The 16,798-nt window shown below is 68.2% G+C and carries 14 protein-coding genes and 3 pseudogenes; 6 read left to right on the top strand and 11 right to left on the bottom strand.

Features of this window, described 5'->3' with window-relative positions; translation table 11 throughout:
• Positions 1-26: 26 nt before the first annotated feature.
• The gene (locus ACIBJG_RS36645) at positions 27-398 is read right to left on the bottom strand and encodes a winged helix-turn-helix domain-containing protein (RefSeq protein WP_399314387.1); all 372 of its coding nucleotides are present in this window, start codon (positions 396-398) and stop codon (positions 27-29) included.
• A gap of 124 nt (positions 399-522) precedes the next feature.
• On the bottom strand, positions 523-1,194 hold the full coding sequence (locus ACIBJG_RS36640) for a FadR/GntR family transcriptional regulator (RefSeq protein ID WP_399314386.1): 672 nt from the start codon (positions 1,192-1,194) through the stop codon (positions 523-525).
• A gap of 153 nt (positions 1,195-1,347) precedes the next feature.
• Here ACIBJG_RS36640 and ACIBJG_RS36635 point away from each other — a divergent pair, with 153 nt between their 5' ends.
• The 4 genes from ACIBJG_RS36635 to ACIBJG_RS36620 all read left to right on the top strand — a co-directional run bounded on the left by ACIBJG_RS36635 (position 1,348) and on the right by ACIBJG_RS36620 (position 6,101).
• The gene (locus ACIBJG_RS36635) at positions 1,348-3,009 is read left to right on the top strand and encodes an alpha/beta fold hydrolase (protein ID WP_399314384.1); all 1,662 of its coding nucleotides are present in this window, start codon (positions 1,348-1,350) and stop codon (positions 3,007-3,009) included.
• A gap of 416 nt (positions 3,010-3,425) precedes the next feature.
• Positions 3,426-4,193 carry an alpha/beta fold hydrolase gene (locus tag ACIBJG_RS36630; RefSeq protein ID WP_399314382.1) on the top strand — a complete coding sequence of 256 codons (768 nt, stop codon included), beginning with the start codon at positions 3,426-3,428 and terminating at the stop codon, positions 4,191-4,193.
• A gap of 48 nt (positions 4,194-4,241) precedes the next feature.
• On the top strand, positions 4,242-5,501 hold the full coding sequence (locus tag ACIBJG_RS36625; protein ID WP_399314381.1) for an amidohydrolase family protein: 1,260 nt from the start codon (positions 4,242-4,244) through the stop codon (positions 5,499-5,501).
• 234 nt (positions 5,502-5,735) lie between these two features.
• Positions 5,736-6,101: a hypothetical protein gene (locus tag ACIBJG_RS36620; protein ID WP_399314379.1), complete on the top strand. Its 366-nt coding sequence runs from the start codon at positions 5,736-5,738 to the stop codon at positions 6,099-6,101.
• Positions 6,102-6,187: 86 nt separating this feature from the next.
• Here ACIBJG_RS36620 and ACIBJG_RS36615 read toward each other — a convergent pair whose 3' ends face one another.
• The 3 genes from ACIBJG_RS36615 to ACIBJG_RS36605 all read right to left on the bottom strand — a co-directional run bounded on the left by ACIBJG_RS36615 (position 6,188) and on the right by ACIBJG_RS36605 (position 8,913).
• Positions 6,188-6,625 (bottom strand): DUF4259 domain-containing protein, encoded by a 438-nt coding sequence (locus ACIBJG_RS36615; protein ID WP_399314377.1) that lies wholly within the window; start codon positions 6,623-6,625, stop codon positions 6,188-6,190.
• A 54-nt stretch (positions 6,626-6,679) separates the two neighbouring features.
• Positions 6,680-8,281 (bottom strand): ISL3 family transposase, encoded by a 1,602-nt coding sequence (locus ACIBJG_RS36610; RefSeq protein ID WP_399314376.1) that lies wholly within the window; start codon positions 8,279-8,281, stop codon positions 6,680-6,682.
• Positions 8,282-8,502: 221 nt separating this feature from the next.
• Positions 8,503-8,913 (bottom strand): hypothetical protein, encoded by a 411-nt coding sequence (locus ACIBJG_RS36605; protein ID WP_399314374.1) that lies wholly within the window; start codon positions 8,911-8,913, stop codon positions 8,503-8,505.
• A gap of 211 nt (positions 8,914-9,124) precedes the next feature.
• Here ACIBJG_RS36605 and ACIBJG_RS36600 point away from each other — a divergent pair, with 211 nt between their 5' ends.
• Complete coding sequence (locus ACIBJG_RS36600; RefSeq protein ID WP_399314373.1) at positions 9,125-9,673, top strand: DUF4262 domain-containing protein; 549 nt, start codon at positions 9,125-9,127, stop codon at positions 9,671-9,673.
• Positions 9,674-9,715: 42 nt separating this feature from the next.
• Here ACIBJG_RS36600 and ACIBJG_RS36595 read toward each other — a convergent pair whose 3' ends face one another.
• The 4 genes and pseudogenes from ACIBJG_RS36595 to ACIBJG_RS36580 all read right to left on the bottom strand — a co-directional run bounded on the left by ACIBJG_RS36595 (position 9,716) and on the right by ACIBJG_RS36580 (position 14,740).
• Complete coding sequence (locus tag ACIBJG_RS36595) at positions 9,716-10,135, bottom strand: transposase (protein WP_399314371.1); 420 nt, start codon at positions 10,133-10,135, stop codon at positions 9,716-9,718.
• A 343-nt stretch (positions 10,136-10,478) separates the two neighbouring features.
• Positions 10,479-10,568 (bottom strand): annotated as a pseudogene (locus ACIBJG_RS36590) (hypothetical protein); the annotation flags it as partial.
• Positions 10,569-11,199: 631 nt separating this feature from the next.
• On the bottom strand, positions 11,200-13,314 hold the full coding sequence (locus ACIBJG_RS36585) for a HEAT repeat domain-containing protein (protein ID WP_399314369.1): 2,115 nt from the start codon (positions 13,312-13,314) through the stop codon (positions 11,200-11,202).
• 271 nt (positions 13,315-13,585) lie between these two features.
• A pseudogene (locus ACIBJG_RS36580) lies at positions 13,586-14,740 on the bottom strand (IS110 family transposase).
• A 283-nt stretch (positions 14,741-15,023) separates the two neighbouring features.
• Here ACIBJG_RS36580 and ACIBJG_RS36575 point away from each other — a divergent pair.
• Positions 15,024-15,479 (top strand): annotated as a pseudogene (locus ACIBJG_RS36575) (transposase); the annotation flags it as partial.
• Positions 15,480-15,484: 5 nt separating this feature from the next.
• On the opposite strand, the gene ACIBJG_RS36570 reads toward ACIBJG_RS36575, so the two are convergent.
• Together ACIBJG_RS36570 and ACIBJG_RS36565 are read right to left on the bottom strand one after the other, a co-directional pair.
• A protein-coding gene (locus tag ACIBJG_RS36570; protein ID WP_399314367.1) for an IS5 family transposase occupies positions 15,485-16,293 on the bottom strand; the annotation gives its coding sequence in 2 pieces (ribosomal slippage) (positions 15,485-15,954 and positions 15,954-16,293; 810 coding nt in all).
• An 85-nt stretch (positions 16,294-16,378) separates the two neighbouring features.
• Positions 16,379-16,660 carry a hypothetical protein gene (locus ACIBJG_RS36565; RefSeq protein ID WP_399314365.1) on the bottom strand — a complete coding sequence of 94 codons (282 nt, stop codon included), beginning with the start codon at positions 16,658-16,660 and terminating at the stop codon, positions 16,379-16,381.
• Positions 16,661-16,798 lie beyond the last annotated feature (138 nt).

Genomic DNA, 16,798 nt, shown 5'->3' with positions numbered 1-16,798 from the left:
CGCTCTCCGCAGCCCGACAGTAACTCTCAACAACCGGAGTTACACCGCTCGTTTGACAGACCCTCTGGTCGCGGAGCGAGCCAGTCGTTGGCGGAGAAGCCGGGCAAGCCGTCGTCGTTGAGCTGGGGCATGTTGGCCGAGGCGCGCCACAGGAACACCGAGGCGCCGGAGAGCAGGCCCACGGCCGCCCAGGTGCCTTCGGGAAGGCGCCAGAATGCTGTGGCCAGGGCGAGGACGGTGCCGGGGCGGCGCAGCAGGGCTTCGAGCAGGGCGTACTCCTTGGCGGTCAGGGGGATCTCCGCCTCGCCACGGCGTACGGTGCGGGTGGCCGGATCGAGGGTCAGGTCGCCCGCGGCAAGGACTGCCGTCCGCTCGAAGGGTCCACGGCGGATCAGCACGCGCAACCGGGCCGCCCGTAGCGCTCATCGACCTCGACGGGGACACCGTGCCGCTCCGAGATGGTCCGCAGCCTCTGGCCGAGAGCGGACGCCCAGCCCGCATCGACCCGCTCCATCGGGCGCGTCAGAGGTGGTCACCGAGCAGGGCGCGACGGACGTGGTGGAGGTGTTCGCGCATGGCGTCATGGGCGCCTTGCGGGTCCCGCTCGCGGACAGCGGCGACGATCTGCTCGTGTTCGGTGCAGTAGCAGCGGTGGCGTTCGGGGTTGAAGCTGCGGCGCTTGAGTCCGCCCCAGATGGGCTGGCGGCGGGCGTTGATGAGCAGGGAACTGACGCTGATCAGGACCGCGTTGTGGGTGGCCACGGCGAAGCTGTGGTGCAGGGCGGTGTCCCAGCGTTCGAACTCTTCGGAGCTGGAGGCCTGCTCCCCTCCGTGCAGGCAGCGTTCCATTTCCGCTATGTCGGCCCCGGTGGCGGAGGCGACGGCGAGCGGCATCAGCTCCGGTTCAAGGACAAGGCGTGAGGCCATGATCTCCGCAGGGCTGGGCTGGTGGGCGGCGCCGTCGGCGAGGGTGGTCTCGTCGGGAGCCAGGAACGTGCCGCGGCCGACGTGGCGGAGCACGATTCCGCGGGACTCCAGGTCCTGCAGGGCGGCGCGGACCGCGGCGCGGCCGACCCCGGTGGCTGCCGCCAGGTTCCGTTCGGTGGGCAGGCGGTCGCCGGGCTTAAGGCCGCCGGTGGTGATGATCTCTTCCACATGTTTGAGCACGGCCGCGGCGGGGCCCACAGCGTCCATCTCCACTCCCTCCATAAACCAATGCGGACCAATGTTAGCACCGCGGTCGATCGATACGCGAGAAATCGAGTATTGACCTCCTGGGGGCTCGAATCTAGGCTCACCGATACGAACCGATCCTAAAGATTGGTTCACATTGGCTCAGGAGGTACGGTGCGCTTCGCGAGGATTCAGAGCAAGGACGGCGTGCGGGTGTGCGCGGTTGACGAACACGGAACGGGCCGCGAGGTGCGCTTCGCCGACACCGGCGCTCCCGTCAGCGACCTGCGGCAGATCATCGACGCGGGCCCCGAGGCCGCGAGCCGCCTGGGGATCGGCAGCCGGGTCGTCGACGGGCGTCTGCTGGCGCCTCTGGTCCCGGCACGCAACATCTTCTGCGTGGGGCGCAACTACTCTGAGCACGCGGCGGAGTTCGCGAAGAGCGGTTTCGACGCGACCGGCTCCCCGGACGGCGAGCACGTGCCGGAGTACCCGGTCGTCTTCACCAAGCCGGCGGCGTCCGTGATTGCCTCGGGTGACGTGGTCGACCCGCACACCGACATCACCTCCGCACTCGACTACGAGGGCGAGATCGGCGTCATCATCGGGCGGCGCGCCTCGAAGGTGAGCCGGGAGGAGGCGATGGACTACGTGTGGGGCTACACCCTCATCAACGACGTCACCGCCCGCGACCTGCAGCGTGACCACAAGCAGTGGTTCATCGGCAAGTCTCTGGACACCTTCTGCCCGATGGGGCCGTGGGCTGTGACTGCCGACGAGATCGACATCGACGATCTGCAGCTGCAGACCCGCGTCAATGGCGAACTGCGCCAGGACGCCAACACCTCCCAGCTGATCTTCGACGTGGCGACCGTCATCGAGACCCTCTCGGCCGGCATCACGCTGGAGCCCGGGGACGTCATCGCCACCGGCACCCCGGTCGGTGTCGGCATCGGCTTCGACCCGGCCAAGTACCTCACCACCGGAGACCGGGTCGTCGTCTCCGCCCCGGGACTGGGCGAGTTGACCAACACCATCGGTCCCGCGGCCGGCCGTGACCGCCTGCAGTCCGCGGCAGGCGCCGAGCTGTTCGTCGAGAGGACCGGGCAGGGCTCGCCCGTGGTCCTCATCCACGGCCTCGGCGGGGCCACCACCGTCTACGAGCGGCAGGTCGCCGCTCTGGCCGAGCAGCACACGGTGCTGCGCTACGACCTGTCCGGCCACGGCCGCTCGCCCAGGAACGGTACTCCCAGCGTCACCGGCTGGGTCGAGGAACTGGCCGCCCTGCTGGATGCGGAGGGCATCGAGGAGACCGCCATCGTCGCTCACTCCATGGGCACCCTGGTCGCGTCCACCTTCGCCGCCGCTCATCCCGGCCGGGTCACCAAGCTCGCGCTGCTGGGTCCGGTCCGTGCCCAGAGCCCGCAGGCCAAGCAGGCCACGCTCGCGCGCGCACGCACGGTGCGCGAGGGCGGCATGTCCGCGGTGGCCGACACCATCGTGTCGGTGGCCACCTCCGAGCAGACCCGCACCGAGCGTCCCCTGGCCGCCGCTCTGGTCCGTGAACTGCTGCTCGGCCAGGACCCGGACAGTTACGCCGCCGCCTGCGAGGCCCTGGCCTCGGCCGAGGAGCCGGACTTCGCCAGCATCAAGGCCCCGGTGCTGCTGCTCACCGGCAGCGACGACAAGACCAGCCCGATGGCCGTCAACGACGAGATCTTCGCCTTGCTGCCCAAGGCCAGGCTGCACGTCATCGAGGGCATCGGCCACTGGCACACCCTCGAAGCACCCGAAGAGGTCACCCGCCATCTCCAGGAATTCCTCGCTCACCCCTGACCAACGCCGTCCGAAAGGATGGTGACGGCGATGTCACCGAGCACGTCGATCCTGTTCACCAGCGTCCGCTTCTTCGACTCCAGCAGCGGCGAGCCGTTCCACGGCGAGGTCCTGGTGACCGGAGAGCGCATCGGCTGAGGTCCGCAGCGGCAGCGGCGACCTGCCCCGCGACAACGCGCGCGTCATCGACAAGCGCGGATAGCTCCTCATGGCAAGGCAACCTCGACGGCGCCTGCGAGTGACATCCCCGAGCTGATCGCGGTGATCTCTGCGGGCATCACCCTGCTGCCCAACAACATCGTCGCACCGGCACCCCTGCGGTGCCGGGATCGGCTTCGACTCGCCACTACGGCGACGCCAGACCACAACAGAACACAGCTGCAACACCGACCGCAACAACCTCAAGGAGCGTTTCTGTGAACATCAACGGCAAGGACCTGGCGATCGACATCGACGGGCCGGAGGACGCCCCCGCTGTTCTGATGGTGCACGGCCTGGGTGGAACGACGAACTTCTACCAGGTCCAGGCGCAGGCCCTGGCCGAGCGGCACCGCGTGATCCGCGTCGACTCGGCTGGTGCCGGTCGTTCCGCGACCACCGACGGGATCAGCATCGAGAGCCATGCCGAGGACCTCGCCGGCGTGCTCGACGCGCTCGGAATCGGCTCGGCCGCTGTGGTGGGCCACTCGATGGGCACCCTGGTGGTGCGTGAGTTCGCCAACCGCCACCCGGAGAAGGTCACCGCGCTCGCCCTGCTCGGCGCGGTGCGTGAGCCCGCTGAGGCCGGCCGCCAGGCCCAGCGTGACCGAGCGGCGGTGCTGCGAGAGAAGGGCACTGCGGCCGTCGCTCCCGGCGTCGTGGCCAACGCCCTGTCCGAATCCACCCGGCAGAACAAGCCCGAGGTCACCGCGTTCGTCCGCGAGCTGGTCATGCGTCAGGACGCCGAAGGCTACGCCCGCAACTGCGAGGCCCTCGCGGGAGCCGGAGACCCCGGCCCGATCCACTCGAAGCTGCCGCTGCTGCTGGTCACCGGCGGCGACGACAAGGTCGGCCCGCCCGAGGCCAGCCAGGAGATCGCCGAGGCCCACGGCTCGGCCACCGTGCAGATCCTGCCCGCCGTGGGGCACTGGACCGCGGTCGAGGCCGCCGGCCCGGTCACGGATTTGCTGCTCAAGTTCCTCTAACCACCGCAGGCTCGACCAACTACCGCAGGTCTCGACGAGGAGTCCGCCATGCCCGTTCCAACTAAGAAGGTTCATTTCCGCAACGTCAGCATCATCGACTCCACCGGCGCCGACCCGTACTCGGGTGACGTCCTGGTGGAGAACGACCGCATCGTCGCCGTCGGTACGGTCGACCCCGGCCACGCCGAGGGCGCCCGTGTCGTCGAAGGCCGCGGCCGGACGCTGATGTCGGGGCTGTGCGACGCGCACACGCACTTCTCCTGGAACAACTCCGCCGACCTGGAGAGCCTGGGCCACACCCCGGTCGAGGAGCACCTGCTGTTCTGCCTGGAGTCGGCGAAGACCTTCCTCGACTCCGGCTACACCATGTGCGTCGGTGCCGCCTCGGCGAAGGAACGTCTCGACGTGGTCTGTCGCGACGCGATCAACGCCGGCCGGTTCCCGGGCCCGCGCTACCTGGCCAACGGCCCGGAGATCGCGGTCACCGGCGGGGCCATCATCCGGTCGATCACCAAGTTCGCCGACGGCCCCGAGGGCATGCGCAAGGCGGTCCGCGAGCTCGTCGCTGTCGGAGTCGACCAGATCAAGCTGTCGATGACCGGCGAAGAGATCGCGGACATGCACGCCGACGACACTTACTTCTCCGAGGAGGAGGTCGCGGCCGCCACCCGCGAGGCCCACCGCTTCGGCAAGCGGGTGTGCTCGCACGCGCGTAGTGCGGAGAGCGTGAAGATGTGTCTGCGCAACGACGTCGACATCATCTACCACGCCAGCTACATCGACGCCGAGGGCATGGACATGCTCGAGGCGAAGAAAGACACGGTCTTCGTCGCGCCGGCGATCAACTGGCTGGTCGCGACCCTGTACGAGGCCGAGGCCTTCGGGTTCCCGCAGGAGGCTGCGGAGGCGATCGGCTACAAGCGAGAGCTCGACTGCGCGATCGCCGGGCTCCGCGAGATGCACCGTCGCGGGATCAAGGTCCTGCCCGGTGGGGACTATGGGTTCGCCTGGACCCCGCACGGCACCTACGCCCGCGACCTGCAGCACTTCGTGGAACTGCTCGGCTTCACTCCGATGGAGGCGATCCTCTCCGCCACCGCTCAGGGCGGCGAGATCATGCTGCGCCCGGACGAGCTCGGCAAGGTCCAGCCCGGCTACCTCGCCGATCTGATCCTGGTCGACGGGGACCCGATCGCCGACATCACCGTCCTTCAGGACCACGACAAGCTGCACTACATCATGCAGGACGGCAAGTTCCACAAGGAGCACGCCGCCGACCGCGGACTGCCCGCCGCTCCGGCCGCCTGACACGGCCCGCTTCCGCACGGTCCGACCCGCCCTTCGGCCTGTCCGGTCAGGTCCGCGTCGCCCGCCGGGATACCAGCTGGGTGGCATGGGCCTGGCCGGTAGGCCCGGACCCCGCAGTACCCGGACAGGCCGCCCGGCAACCCCCACTGGGGTGAGCTGTCCTTCTTCCCTCTCACCGTAGGTCGACCTTCCCCCGGACCAGACCCGGTCTCCGGCCTTCTGGAGGAGCTACCGATGACGCTGCTCGTCTGCCGTACCTGCCCGCGCTATGACGTGCTCGCCAACGGGGCGTTCCGCCGCGCGGTCGCCCGAGAGATCGCGGCCAATCCGGCCGCCGACACCTCGATGATCCGCCACGTGCACTGCCTGGGCGGCTGCCCCGAAGACGGCGTCGCCGCGGTGGATGCCCCTTGCAAGGCCCGCGTCCGATTCACCGGCCTCGACGCCAGCCACGCCGAGGCCCTGATCAAAGCCGCCCACGCGCACGAGGAATCCGCCACCGGCGTCCCGGGCGAGGACTGGGAGATTACCCCCGAACTGCAAGACCGCATCAGCTCGGTCACCGTCAAACGCCAACCTCGCACAGACAACATCGCCTGAGACCGGTGGCGAATCCAACAAGGTGGCTTTATTCACGAGTAGTGGCTCTGGCTCAACTTCTGTGGTCCGTGACTGTAGGTCACCGATTAGATCTCGAACAGGGCTTCCTCTTGTGGCGGGATTGGAGGGTCAAGGACGTTGCGGAGGCGGGTGATGTCCTGGCGCCACTTCGACCAGTTCGCAGCTTCGGCCCACAGCTCGGCGAGTTCAGACCGGTTGGAGACCACTTGGTCCAGGGCATCGACGGCGAGCATCCGAAGGTCTGCAGGCAACTCCGGTAGCGGCTCTGATGGGCCATAGTTCGAACACGCCGGCTCGCCGTCAGGATGCTGGGCGACGACCAGGGCCGCCGCGCCCACGGCTCGCTCGCCGTCGTAGATTCCCAGGAAGTCCGCCGGCCCAGCGGCGCGCTTGAGCACGCCGCGGATCATGGCTTCGCGTTCTTCCAGTGCTGCCTCGTCCAGGTCACCGGCGAAGTCGGCGGCGGTGTCGTTGTCGAAGGGGCCGATGTCCCAGGTGCCCATGTCTCTCCTCGCGCGGTCGTCTGGGGATCGTCGCACTGGTCACTGACAGTGCGCTCAGGAGGCAAGCAGTACCCGCTTGCGCAGGAGGTTGAAGCCAGCGCGTCCGTACATCTGCCGCTTGATCATTTTGATGCGGTTGACATGGCCTTCGACTGCGCCCGAACTCCAGGGCAGGGTGAGACCGGCGATGACGGCATCGCGGTCGCGGTCGATGCCGGCGGCAAGGGTATGGAGACTGGGCAGATCGTCCTGCCGGACGGCGGCGAGCCAGTCCGGGAGACGCTCGCCCTGGCGCTCAGTCAGCATGACCGCGAAGGCGCGGACGTGCCGGGTGAGCGCGTCGATCTCGGGGCATTGGGTGCGCACGGTTTTGAGCAGCAGTTGTTCGGCCTCGGGAAGAGTTTCGGGTCGCCGGAGAATCCATCCGGCGACCGTTCGGGGCGAGGGCGGCCGGGCGACTACCGGCCGCGGTGAGGTGCGCTTCTTGTGCAGGTAGGCGCGGACGCGCTGGTAGCTGCCCTTGTAGCCGAGCGGCACGATCTCTTCCCACAGCTTCCAGGCGTTGGTGCAGCCCTCGTTCCACCGGTCGTCCAGGTAGGGCTTGTAGTCATCGAGGACCGACGGTCGGTTCTGCCACTGCCCGGTGAAAAGCTCCTCCGGCCTCGCTGCGTCGGCGAGCTGCTTGACGGTCCGCCAGGTCATACCGAGCTGCCGCTGGACCGAGCGACGGCTGTGTCCGGCCTCCAGCAGTGCGTGGACGTCGGCGTGCCTGGCGCGGGTGCGGTCGGCGAAACGATGGCCCGTCGGCCATGGTGAGCCAGAAGAATCTTCCTCCGGCGCAGGCTCCGGATCGGGTTCGGGGGCGGCCGTGACCAGGGCGCGGAGGCAGCGGCGGTGCTGAGCGACGGCCCGTTCGGCAGCCTCGCTCACGTTGTGCCAGAGGTGCCACCGGTCCGCGACCTGGACCGCTTGTGGAGCGCCGGCGGTGGCGCCTTCGGCGAAGAACGGCGCCCGGTCTCGGCAGATGACTTCAACACCCGGCCGTGCGGCGAGCCAGGCCGCCAGGCTGGACGCCTCCCGGTCGGGCAACAGGTCGACGGGGCGGCGGGTTTCGATGTCGATGAGGACGGTGCCGTAGTGGCGGCCCTTCCGGGTCGCGTACTCGTCGACACCGACCACCCGCGGTGCGACCATTTCGGGCTCGGGAAGCGCGTCCACCAGCCGAAGCACCGTGCTACGGCTGACGGAAACGCCGAGAACGCCGGCGATGCGTGCCCCGGCCCGGCCCGCGAGGGCCAGGCCGACCGACGCCAGGGTCGAGCGCAACCGTTCGGTCCTCTGACTGTGCCGGCGCGCCAGGCCCCGTATCTGCTCGACGAAGGTACGGCGTGCGCAGCCCGGGTTTTCGCAGGTGAATCGCCGGACCCTCAATTGAAGGACGACCCGTCGGCCTCCGCTGGGAACATCAGCGGGAAACCGCAGGTAGGAACCGTGAAGCCGGTTCGACCAGGTGCCACAGAACGGGCACACGGCGCCGTCGGCCGTGCATTGCGCATCAACGCGCACTATCGCGATGTTCACGTCTACCGACAGCACCGTGACGTCCGTGATCGACGGGAACAACAACTCCTTGAGCCGGAGCAGGACCTCTTCCACGGCCCTGAACATTCAGCCCGACTGCGTTACCCAGGGATCATTTTCAGGCAACTTCACCCCCAGCTCACAGGGGCCCAGTAGTCACTGAGAGTGGCCGCTTCACAGAAGTTGAGCCAGAGCCCGAGTTTCGACAGCACCTGGGTCTGCTTGAGGCATTCCCGTTGACGAGGACTCGGGGCCGGTAAGAGCCCGCAGCCGGGCAGGGCCGTGCAGTACTGGGCCTACGAGTACACCCGCCACCAGCGGTCCGCCTCAGCACGAACCACTTCGGTGTCGTATTGACCCGCGTCGAAGTGGAGCTCCGGCGGGGGGTACGGCGTGGGGGTGTGCGCCGCCCATGGGACCTCCCAGTCCGACCACTGCACGATCTCCCCGCACCGCTGCACGATCACGGTCAGGAAGCCGCAGCACCCGCCGGTGCACTCGGGTTCCCCCAGCTCCAGGCGGCGGGCCTCTCCGATGGCCCGGAGAGGGCTGGGCCGCCCCGCCGGCAGCACATCGGCGGCGTACGGTCCGCGGCCGCCCCCGTCGACTGCCTCTTCGACGATGTCCTCGCCGTTGACCCAGAACCGCACCTGAGCCGCGAACCGGGGTCCCGGCGGCAACACCCTGATCTCCAAGCGATCGAACATCAGACCACCCTACGGGGCGCGCCGACGCCGGCGCGCAGCCCAGTCGACGCCTACCTCTACCCGGCCTACGGAAGGGTCCACGAGGTGCCTCCCGTTCTCGGTTCTGGCACAAATCTTGGGGAGCCATCGCAGAGGGTGAGGGCGCTGTTCGATTGAGAAGGTTCCAAGCCCCGGTGGCTCGACATAGGGGCTCACCTCGTACCCTCCGCACATGACTGATGATCCGTTCCAGTGCCGCTGTGTCCTCTGCCATGACTACGGCGACCGGGACGAAGCGGACCGCATGGATCTGACGGTCATCGAGCATGTGCAACAGCACGGATGGCACGTCGTGATGGTCCCCGAAGACGAGATCGGTCCTGGATTCGCTTACACGATCGGCCTCGCGCACACCCACGGCGGACCTGAACTCGCCATGTTCGGGCTCGATGTCCACGCCATGCACCGCATGCTCAACACCCTCGGAGAGAAGTCCGCCGCAGGCGAAACACTGGCAGACGGCCAGAGCCATCCTGATGTTGTCGCCGGCCATCGAGTCGCGCTCAGGCAGGTTGATCGCGGCTGGTACCGGACCTTCTTCGGGCAGGCCATAGGCTTCTACCGGCGGCCGCCTCTCCCTGTAGTGCAAGTCGCGTGGCCTGATGCCGAGGGCCGTTTCCACTGGGACGAGAGCGCGGACAAGAGGCATCGCGCGTCACAGCCGCAGTTGTGGCTGCCTCCGAGTGACCATCCGGTCGGAATCTGGACGGCCGAACTCTGATCTGCGACGCGGTGGGTAGAGAGCCGGCACCCAGGCGATGCACTACTGAAGCAAGATCATCTTGCGTAGGAGTTCAAAGCCCGGGGGCGGTTGAGGACCAGGGCGTGTGCGGCCTTCTTCCCGTTCGGCCCGCCGGCCGATGGGCGCCGAATCGTCCTGCGGCCGGCCGGAAGCACGTCCGGTGGCTTCCGGCTGCATGCCGCTGGGCATCGGTTTGCGCAGGCAGTCGCGGTGGGCGGCGGCGCAGGTTTCCACGGCCCGGCCGAGGCCCTGCCACAGATGGAACCGGTCGGCGACCTGCAGAGCGTCGGGGGCTCCGCGTCGGGCGCCCTCGGCGTAGGCGCCCGCCCGGTCCCGGCAGATGACCTCCACGCCGGGGTGGCGGTTCAGCCAGGCGGCCAGCGGCCCGGCTTCCCGGGTCGGGAGCACATCGACCACCCGGTGGTCTTCGACGCTGGTCAAGACGGTGGAGTAGCTCTGGGCCGCGGCGGATCGCAAAGTCGTCCACGCCCAGCACTCGCCGCGTACTGAACCGCGGATCGGGCAGTGCCATGACCCTGCGCAGTAAGGTCATCCGTCCCGCACCGAAGCCCAGCTGGGCCGCCAGTTGAGCGCCGGCCCGCCCCGCCAGGGCGAGCCCCACCTGCCCAAGTGCGTGGTTGAGCCGCGTGGTGAACCGCGCGTGCGGAACAGTCAGCCGGGAGAACGGCTCGGCGAAGGCCCGGCGCGGGCAGTCCGCAAACCCGCACATGAAGCGTCGAACCGTCAGCCGGATCACAAATGTTTGGTCAGCAAGTGGAAGGTCCCTCAGTCTGCGCTGGTAACGGTTGTGGACTCGGCCCGAGAAGCGGCCGCAGTCCGGACATGCGGCGCTGCCCGCACGGCCTCTCGCCACCACCTCGACCGTGCCGAACGCGGCCGTAACCGCCTCGACCGGATGTAGACAGCCTCTGGCGGACCGCTTCGGCCGCAGTTGGCGCCGTAAGGTCCCCGTCGAGTCCTAGATGCCGCTCCGCCTCGAACCACCGCTCGCGCGTGGCCGGTGACTGTTCTTGGGCATCGGCCACAGCCATGTCGGGCCCCGAATGCCAGGGCGGTTGATCGCCGCTTGACCGGTGGCCGGTCTCCGCCATGACCGATGCCAGCAATTCGGTCACCACTGGTCACCCTCTCATCGCACTTTCTGAATGGTCGATCAGAGCCAGCGTGCCCCGCCCTTCGGCCGCCACTTCGCAGTCTCTACCTGGGTAGCCAGGACTGGCACTCCCTGCTCGACGGAGCCCTCGCTGACTCCACAACGACCTATCGGATCATGACCGACCGGCGTCCGTGACCGGTGACCGACCCGACCTGCATCGGTCACCGGTCATAACCGGTCCTGTGTCTCGGGCATGGCCAATGGCCGGCCGCTCTGATCTTGTGCCAACGGGTCCATCAAGACAGGAGCGCGGCGGCACTCACCAAGCCGTGGTGAGTTCTAGTGGTGAGTGGCCGATCCGCCTTTCGGTAGGTCGACGGCGGCCACATTATGGGCAGCTGAGGCGAGCCTGGATGTCGCGGCAAAGACGCTGTACCTCCGCGTCGTTGTCGACGCTCCGGAATCGTCCCCCTCGTTGGGGCAGTGCGAGCTCGGTCTGGATGCGGGGGAGGGCTGGTGCCGCGGCCAGGCCCATCCGGTCGAGGCAGGCCAGGACGTGGTTGCCTGTTGCGTCGTTCTTCTCCCAGGCGGCGAGCAGCGTTTGAACGACGATGTTGGCTTCGGCCTCGCCTCCGATGTCCCAGAGCGCGGCTGCGGCGTGGACGCGGGTCCACTCGTACCCGGCGTCCAGCAGTTCGCGTAGCCGCGGCAGCGCGGTCTGCGCGGGTGGGCCGATCCGGCCGAGCGTATCGGCGGCTTCGTGGTTGCAGTGGCTGTCGAGCAGGGCCTCCAGCCTTGGCACGGACTCGGCGGCGTCGCGCCCGAGTTCCCACACGGCGGTCGCGGCAGCTGCGCGGAGATTCACGTCTTCGGCGTCGGTCAGCGGGCGGATGACCATCAGGGCCGGTGCGGCTCCGGGGCCGAAGGATGCGAGGGCGTTCACGGCGGAGGTGGCGGTGGACCAGTGTTCATTCCGGGCCGCGGCGCTGACGGCATGGGTGAGTGCGGGTAGGCCCGCAGGGTGACGCAGCTCAGCGAGGGCAGATATGAGGGCGCCGGTGTCCGTATGGGGCCACTGCTTTGAGAGGTCGGCCTCGGCAAGGAGCCGGGCCAGTCTCGGCACGAGTTCCTCGGCGGCCGAGCTCAGGTGCCCTGCGACCTGGATGGCACACCAGGCGTCGCACCCTGTGTCCAGCGCGGTCAGCAGGCAGGGCAGGGCGCGTACGTCACCGAGGCGCGCCAGTGCCATGACGGCTTCCTGATGCGCCCGACGCCGCAGCGGATGGGGAGACGCCCACACGTCGGATCCGTGCGCAGCGCGGTGGGCGTCGATGTAGGCGGCGAGGGCCTCGCGGGCCGGCTCGGAGACAAGGGGCAGGGATCCGAGGGTTTCGGCGGCCGCGGCGGCGGTGTACGGGTCCTCAGGCAACAGGCATTTCGTGAGGAGCATGACGAGGCCGGTGTGCTCGCCCCTCCAGGAGGTGATCAGGTCCTTGGCCATACGGATCGCGTCGTACCGGGTGGCGGGGTCCGGGCTGTGGAGCTGTTCGGTGAGCAGCGCGGTGCGCTCGGGCCGGCGTGCGTTGAGCACCTCGTGGAAGGTGCGCAGGAGATCGGTGGTGGGTGCGTGGACACGGTTGTGCCGCTCCAGGTCGGCGAACGCGGCAGTTATCTGGGGCGGCACATCCTGCCCGGTTGTGGTTGCCGGCTCGGCAGCGCAGGCGCAGGCGTCGGGATCGGTCTCGCACTTCTTGCCTCGTGGTTCGGGCTGGGGCGCGGGCGTGAGCTGTCGGAGCAGGCTGATCGCCGTGGGGACGGTGTCGGCGTCGATGCTTGCGGGGGAGCAGCGTGCCTTGTGGACGAGGGCGGCCAGGCGGGTGTCGGGATCTGCGGTGGCTTCGCCGGCCAGGGTGTCGAGCCATGCCGTGGCGGAGGAGCAGGCTGCTGGCAGTCGCAGCGCCAGGTCTGCCATCGTCCGGACGACCAGCAGCCGCTCGACGATCCCGCGTTCTGCGGACAGCCGGTCGCGCAGGAGCGCGACGGCTTGGTCGGCGTCCTCGAGGAAGTGGCCGAGGCCCTCGATCGCCGGCTGGCGTACGGAGGGGTCGGGGTCGTTGGAGCGGGAGATGAAGGTGTCGGCGCGCTCGCGTATGAGGGCCAGGCTGTCTGCGCCTGCTGTGGACTCGATGCCGTCCGGTGAGTAGTAGAGGCCGTCGCTCCGGTCGGCGGATTCGCGGCCGATGCTGAGCAGCAGCTGCACGATGGAGGCACGGTCGGGGGTCGCTGCGTCGTCGGCCATGGCGAAGAGGAACGGCAGGCTGGCCGCTGTACAGGGATACACGTCACCCTGATGGTGGGCCGCGTTGTAGAAGTCGTTGAACGCCTTGTCCCGAACTTCTGGGTCAGGGGAGGCCATCGCCCGCAGCCACACGGGGACTTCGACGGCCGGGCCATAGGCGTGGCTCATCGACGACCAGTCGATGCTGTCCAGTTCGTTGATCATGGGCGGCACTCTGCCGGAGGGCACTGACAATGACTCCCAGCACCCGACTGAAGGGGGCTGTTGCCGTGATTCTGCAGGGCGTCCGGTGGGGGGTGCCCCTATGTCTTCGGTCAAGGTGGTCGGGTGGCAGTGTGGCTGTCATGAGTGATGAAGTGCCTGTTCGAGAGTCGGTAGTCGAGGGCATGCGGCCGTGCGACTTCTGCGGTCATCCGGTCGTGTTGGACTCGGTCGACGAGTGGGACTGTCCCGGGTGCGGCGAGGCCGCTGAGGATCAGCCGGCTGAGGCTGGCCGGGGTTCGTAGAAGGTTCCGTCGCGGAGCATGGCGAAGAGGACATCGGTCCGGCGTCTGGCGAGGCAGAGCAGGGCCTGGGTGTGCTGCTTGCCCTGGGCGATCTTCTTGTCGTAGTAGGTCCGCGATGCGGGGTCGGCCAGGGCCGCGAACGCGGAGAGGGAGAAAGCGCGTTTGAGCTGCTTGTTCCCCCTTCTTGAGGGCTGTTCACCGCGGATCGAAGAGCCCGAACTGCGGGTGGCAGGGGCGAGACCGGCGTAGGCGGCGAGGTGACCGGCGGTCGGGAAGGTGCTGCCGTGCCGACCTCGATCAGGATGCGGGCTCCGGTCCTGACGCCGACTCCCGGCAACGACGTCAGGACCTTCGAAAGAGGGTGGGAGTCCAGGAGTTCCTCGATCCGCCCGGCCAGGAGTTTGCGCTGGTCAAGGACGGCGGTCAGCGATCCGGCCAGGCTCGGGACGATCAGCGCGGCCGCCTCGGTCCCCGGAACGGTGACGGTCTGCTCGTCCAGCGCGGCGAAGATCTCTTCGGCCAGCCGTTCGGCCATCCTCGGCGCCTTCGGCCGCAGCAGGGTGACAAGCCGCCGCCGTCCGGCCTTGCGCATCTGGGCCGGTGACCCGAACCGTTCCAGCAGCGTGAGGACGGCTGGGTGCTGCAACCGCGGCCCCAGGACCCGTTCCAGCGAGGGGTGGATCTGGGTCAGCAGGCCATGGAGCCGGTTCGCGACCCTGGTCGCCTTGCCGGCCAGGTCGTCGTCGAACCCGACGATCATCTCCAGCTCGGCGATCGTCTCGTCCTCGCCGTCGATCGCCCGCAGCGTGTGCGGCATGGCGCGGGCCGCGTCCGCGATGATGAACGCATCCCTGGCGTCCGTCTTCGCCTCGTCCGGGTAGAGGTCGGCGATCCGACGTATCGTCAGGCCGGGCGGGTAGGCGACTGGGCAGCCCATGTCGCGGGCGAACCGCCAGCGGCAGGGCGCCGATCGAGGCCGGCTGGTCGACCACGACCAGCACCGTTCCGTGCTTGGCCTGCAACTTCGGGAAGAGCTCGCGTAGCTTGGGCTCGGTGTTGGGCAGGCGCTTGTCGAAGGCCTTCTTGCCGGCTGGCGTGACGGCGGTGGCGTGGTGTTCGCTCATGCCGACGTCCAGGCAGAGGAAGACGTCGATGTCGATCACGCGCAGGCCCCTTCATCACGCGTTCGTCCGGCCTTGCCTCGGCCCCGAGCTGCCACACCCACGTTACGGAGAGCTCTTCCGGCCAGGGTGAAGCCGGTGCTCAAGCCCCTCACCAGCGGTCTGTCGACGCCTCCGGGCCCGGTGACACCACCCCCCCGGATCATCAACCGCAACAAGGGGGGAAGTCATGCCGGACCCGAAGGCCGGTAGCCCCATTGCGGAGCCACGAAAAAGGTAACGGGGGCTGACAGGTTCGAATCCCGTAGATCGCGGTAAGAAGGGCTCAAGAATCCACTTGCTCACCGAGCGGACCGGTCTGCGTCGATCGATCGGTATATCCGCCGCAAACACCCACGACAGCCTCGGCCTTGAACCCTCGTGCGCGGGATCCCGCCATTCCGCTCCCGTCGCGGACCCAGACGACGTAGCCCCGCCAAACTCCATGCGGATAAGGGCTATGACTATGACCACCTGCGCCGATGGCTCCGCAGCCGTAACGTCGTGCCGCGTATCGCCCGCAGGGGCATCGAGCTATCCGCCCGCCTGGGGCGGCACCGCTGGACCGTTGAGCGCACGGTGAGCGGGCTCCCGCCGCCTCCATCGCCGCTATGAACGTAAGCCCGAGCACCCTCTCGCCTTCGCCGGTATCGCAGTCACCCTCATCTGCTACCGCCGACTCACGCCGCAACGCACTTACTGATCGTTTCAGAATGAGATTCCAAGCCGCCTCAAGCAGATGATGCTGCAGGCGAGTTGGAGGAGTCCGAGGTGAAGGTCGGCTCGAATCTCGTAGCGGATGCGGAGTCGTTTGAACTGGTGGAGCCAGGCGAATGCCCGCTCGACGACCCACCGTGTTTTACCCAGTCCCGAGCCGTGCGGGGTCCCTCGGCGGGCGAACTTGGGGGTGATCCCACGGGCGCGGACGAGACGCCGGTACTTGTCGTAGTCGTACCCGCGGTCGGCGAACAGCCGACGGGGCCGGTGGCGTGGCCGGCCGCGCAGGCCGCGGATGCGGGGCATGGCGTCCAGCAGAGGCGTGAGCTGGGTGACGTCGTGACGGTTTCCGCTGGTCAGGGAGACGACGAGCGGTGTTCCGTGTCGGTCGACGATCAGGTGGTGCTTGCTGCCCGGGCGGGCCCGGTCGACCGGCGAAGGTCCGGTGTGAGCCCCCCTTTGAGGGCCCTGACGTGCGAGCCGTCGATCGCGGCGTCGTCCATCTCCAACAGGCCCTCTTTACGCAGTTCAGCCAGGAGAACCTCATACAGGCGGGGCCACACTCCGGCCTCGGTCCAGTCCCGCAGACGCCGCCAGGCAGTCACCCCGCTGCAGCCCACCAGCTCTGCGGGAACGTCCCGCCAGCTCACACCCTTGCGCAACACGTACACGATGCCCCGCAGTGCAGCGCGGTCATCCACCGGCAACCGACCGGGATGCCGATGCCTTCGAGGCGGGCGCTCCGGAAGCAGCGGGGCTATGCGTTCCCACAGTTCATCAGGCACAAGGTCAGCAGACACCCACCAGATCCTGCCGACCCGACACTCAACTGCCAAGCCACCACACCGATCTCATTCTGAAACGATCAGTTACCAATCGCCCAGATCAGCGCCACTGCGGCGGGATGTTCTGCATCTGCTTCAGCAGGTCCCAACCCCGGAGCTTGTGCTTGCGCTCCTCCGACGGGCTACCCCACGGGGCGCCGTGCCCCACCCAGTATCCGCGGTAGTTGCGCAGGCCCATGACGCTGGCGTCCCCGACATCGGGCTCGTTGTCGCAGCAGGGGCAGATGGCAGCCTCATTCGGCCAGCCCCCCTCCCAGAACACCTCACCCTCAAAGCCACAGACCCGGCAGACAGTCTCCATTTGGTCCTCTGCGCTCGCCACGTCCGCAGTCTAACGATCACCGCCAAATGCAACGAGGCCTTAACTGAACCGTTCCGGGTTCGGTAGAGACCTCAGATTGTGGTTGTGACCTGGTGTTTCGTGGTCACGAGGTAGTAGTTGGTCTCGTATTCGACGGGC

Origin of the sequence: Streptomyces sp. NPDC050422 (genome assembly GCF_044458665.1) — a bacterium.
Classification (GTDB): Bacteria; Actinomycetota; Actinomycetes; order Streptomycetales; family Streptomycetaceae; genus Streptomyces.
Note: the sequence above shows the minus strand (reverse complement) of the source record. Positions and strands in the feature narration are given on the sequence as shown.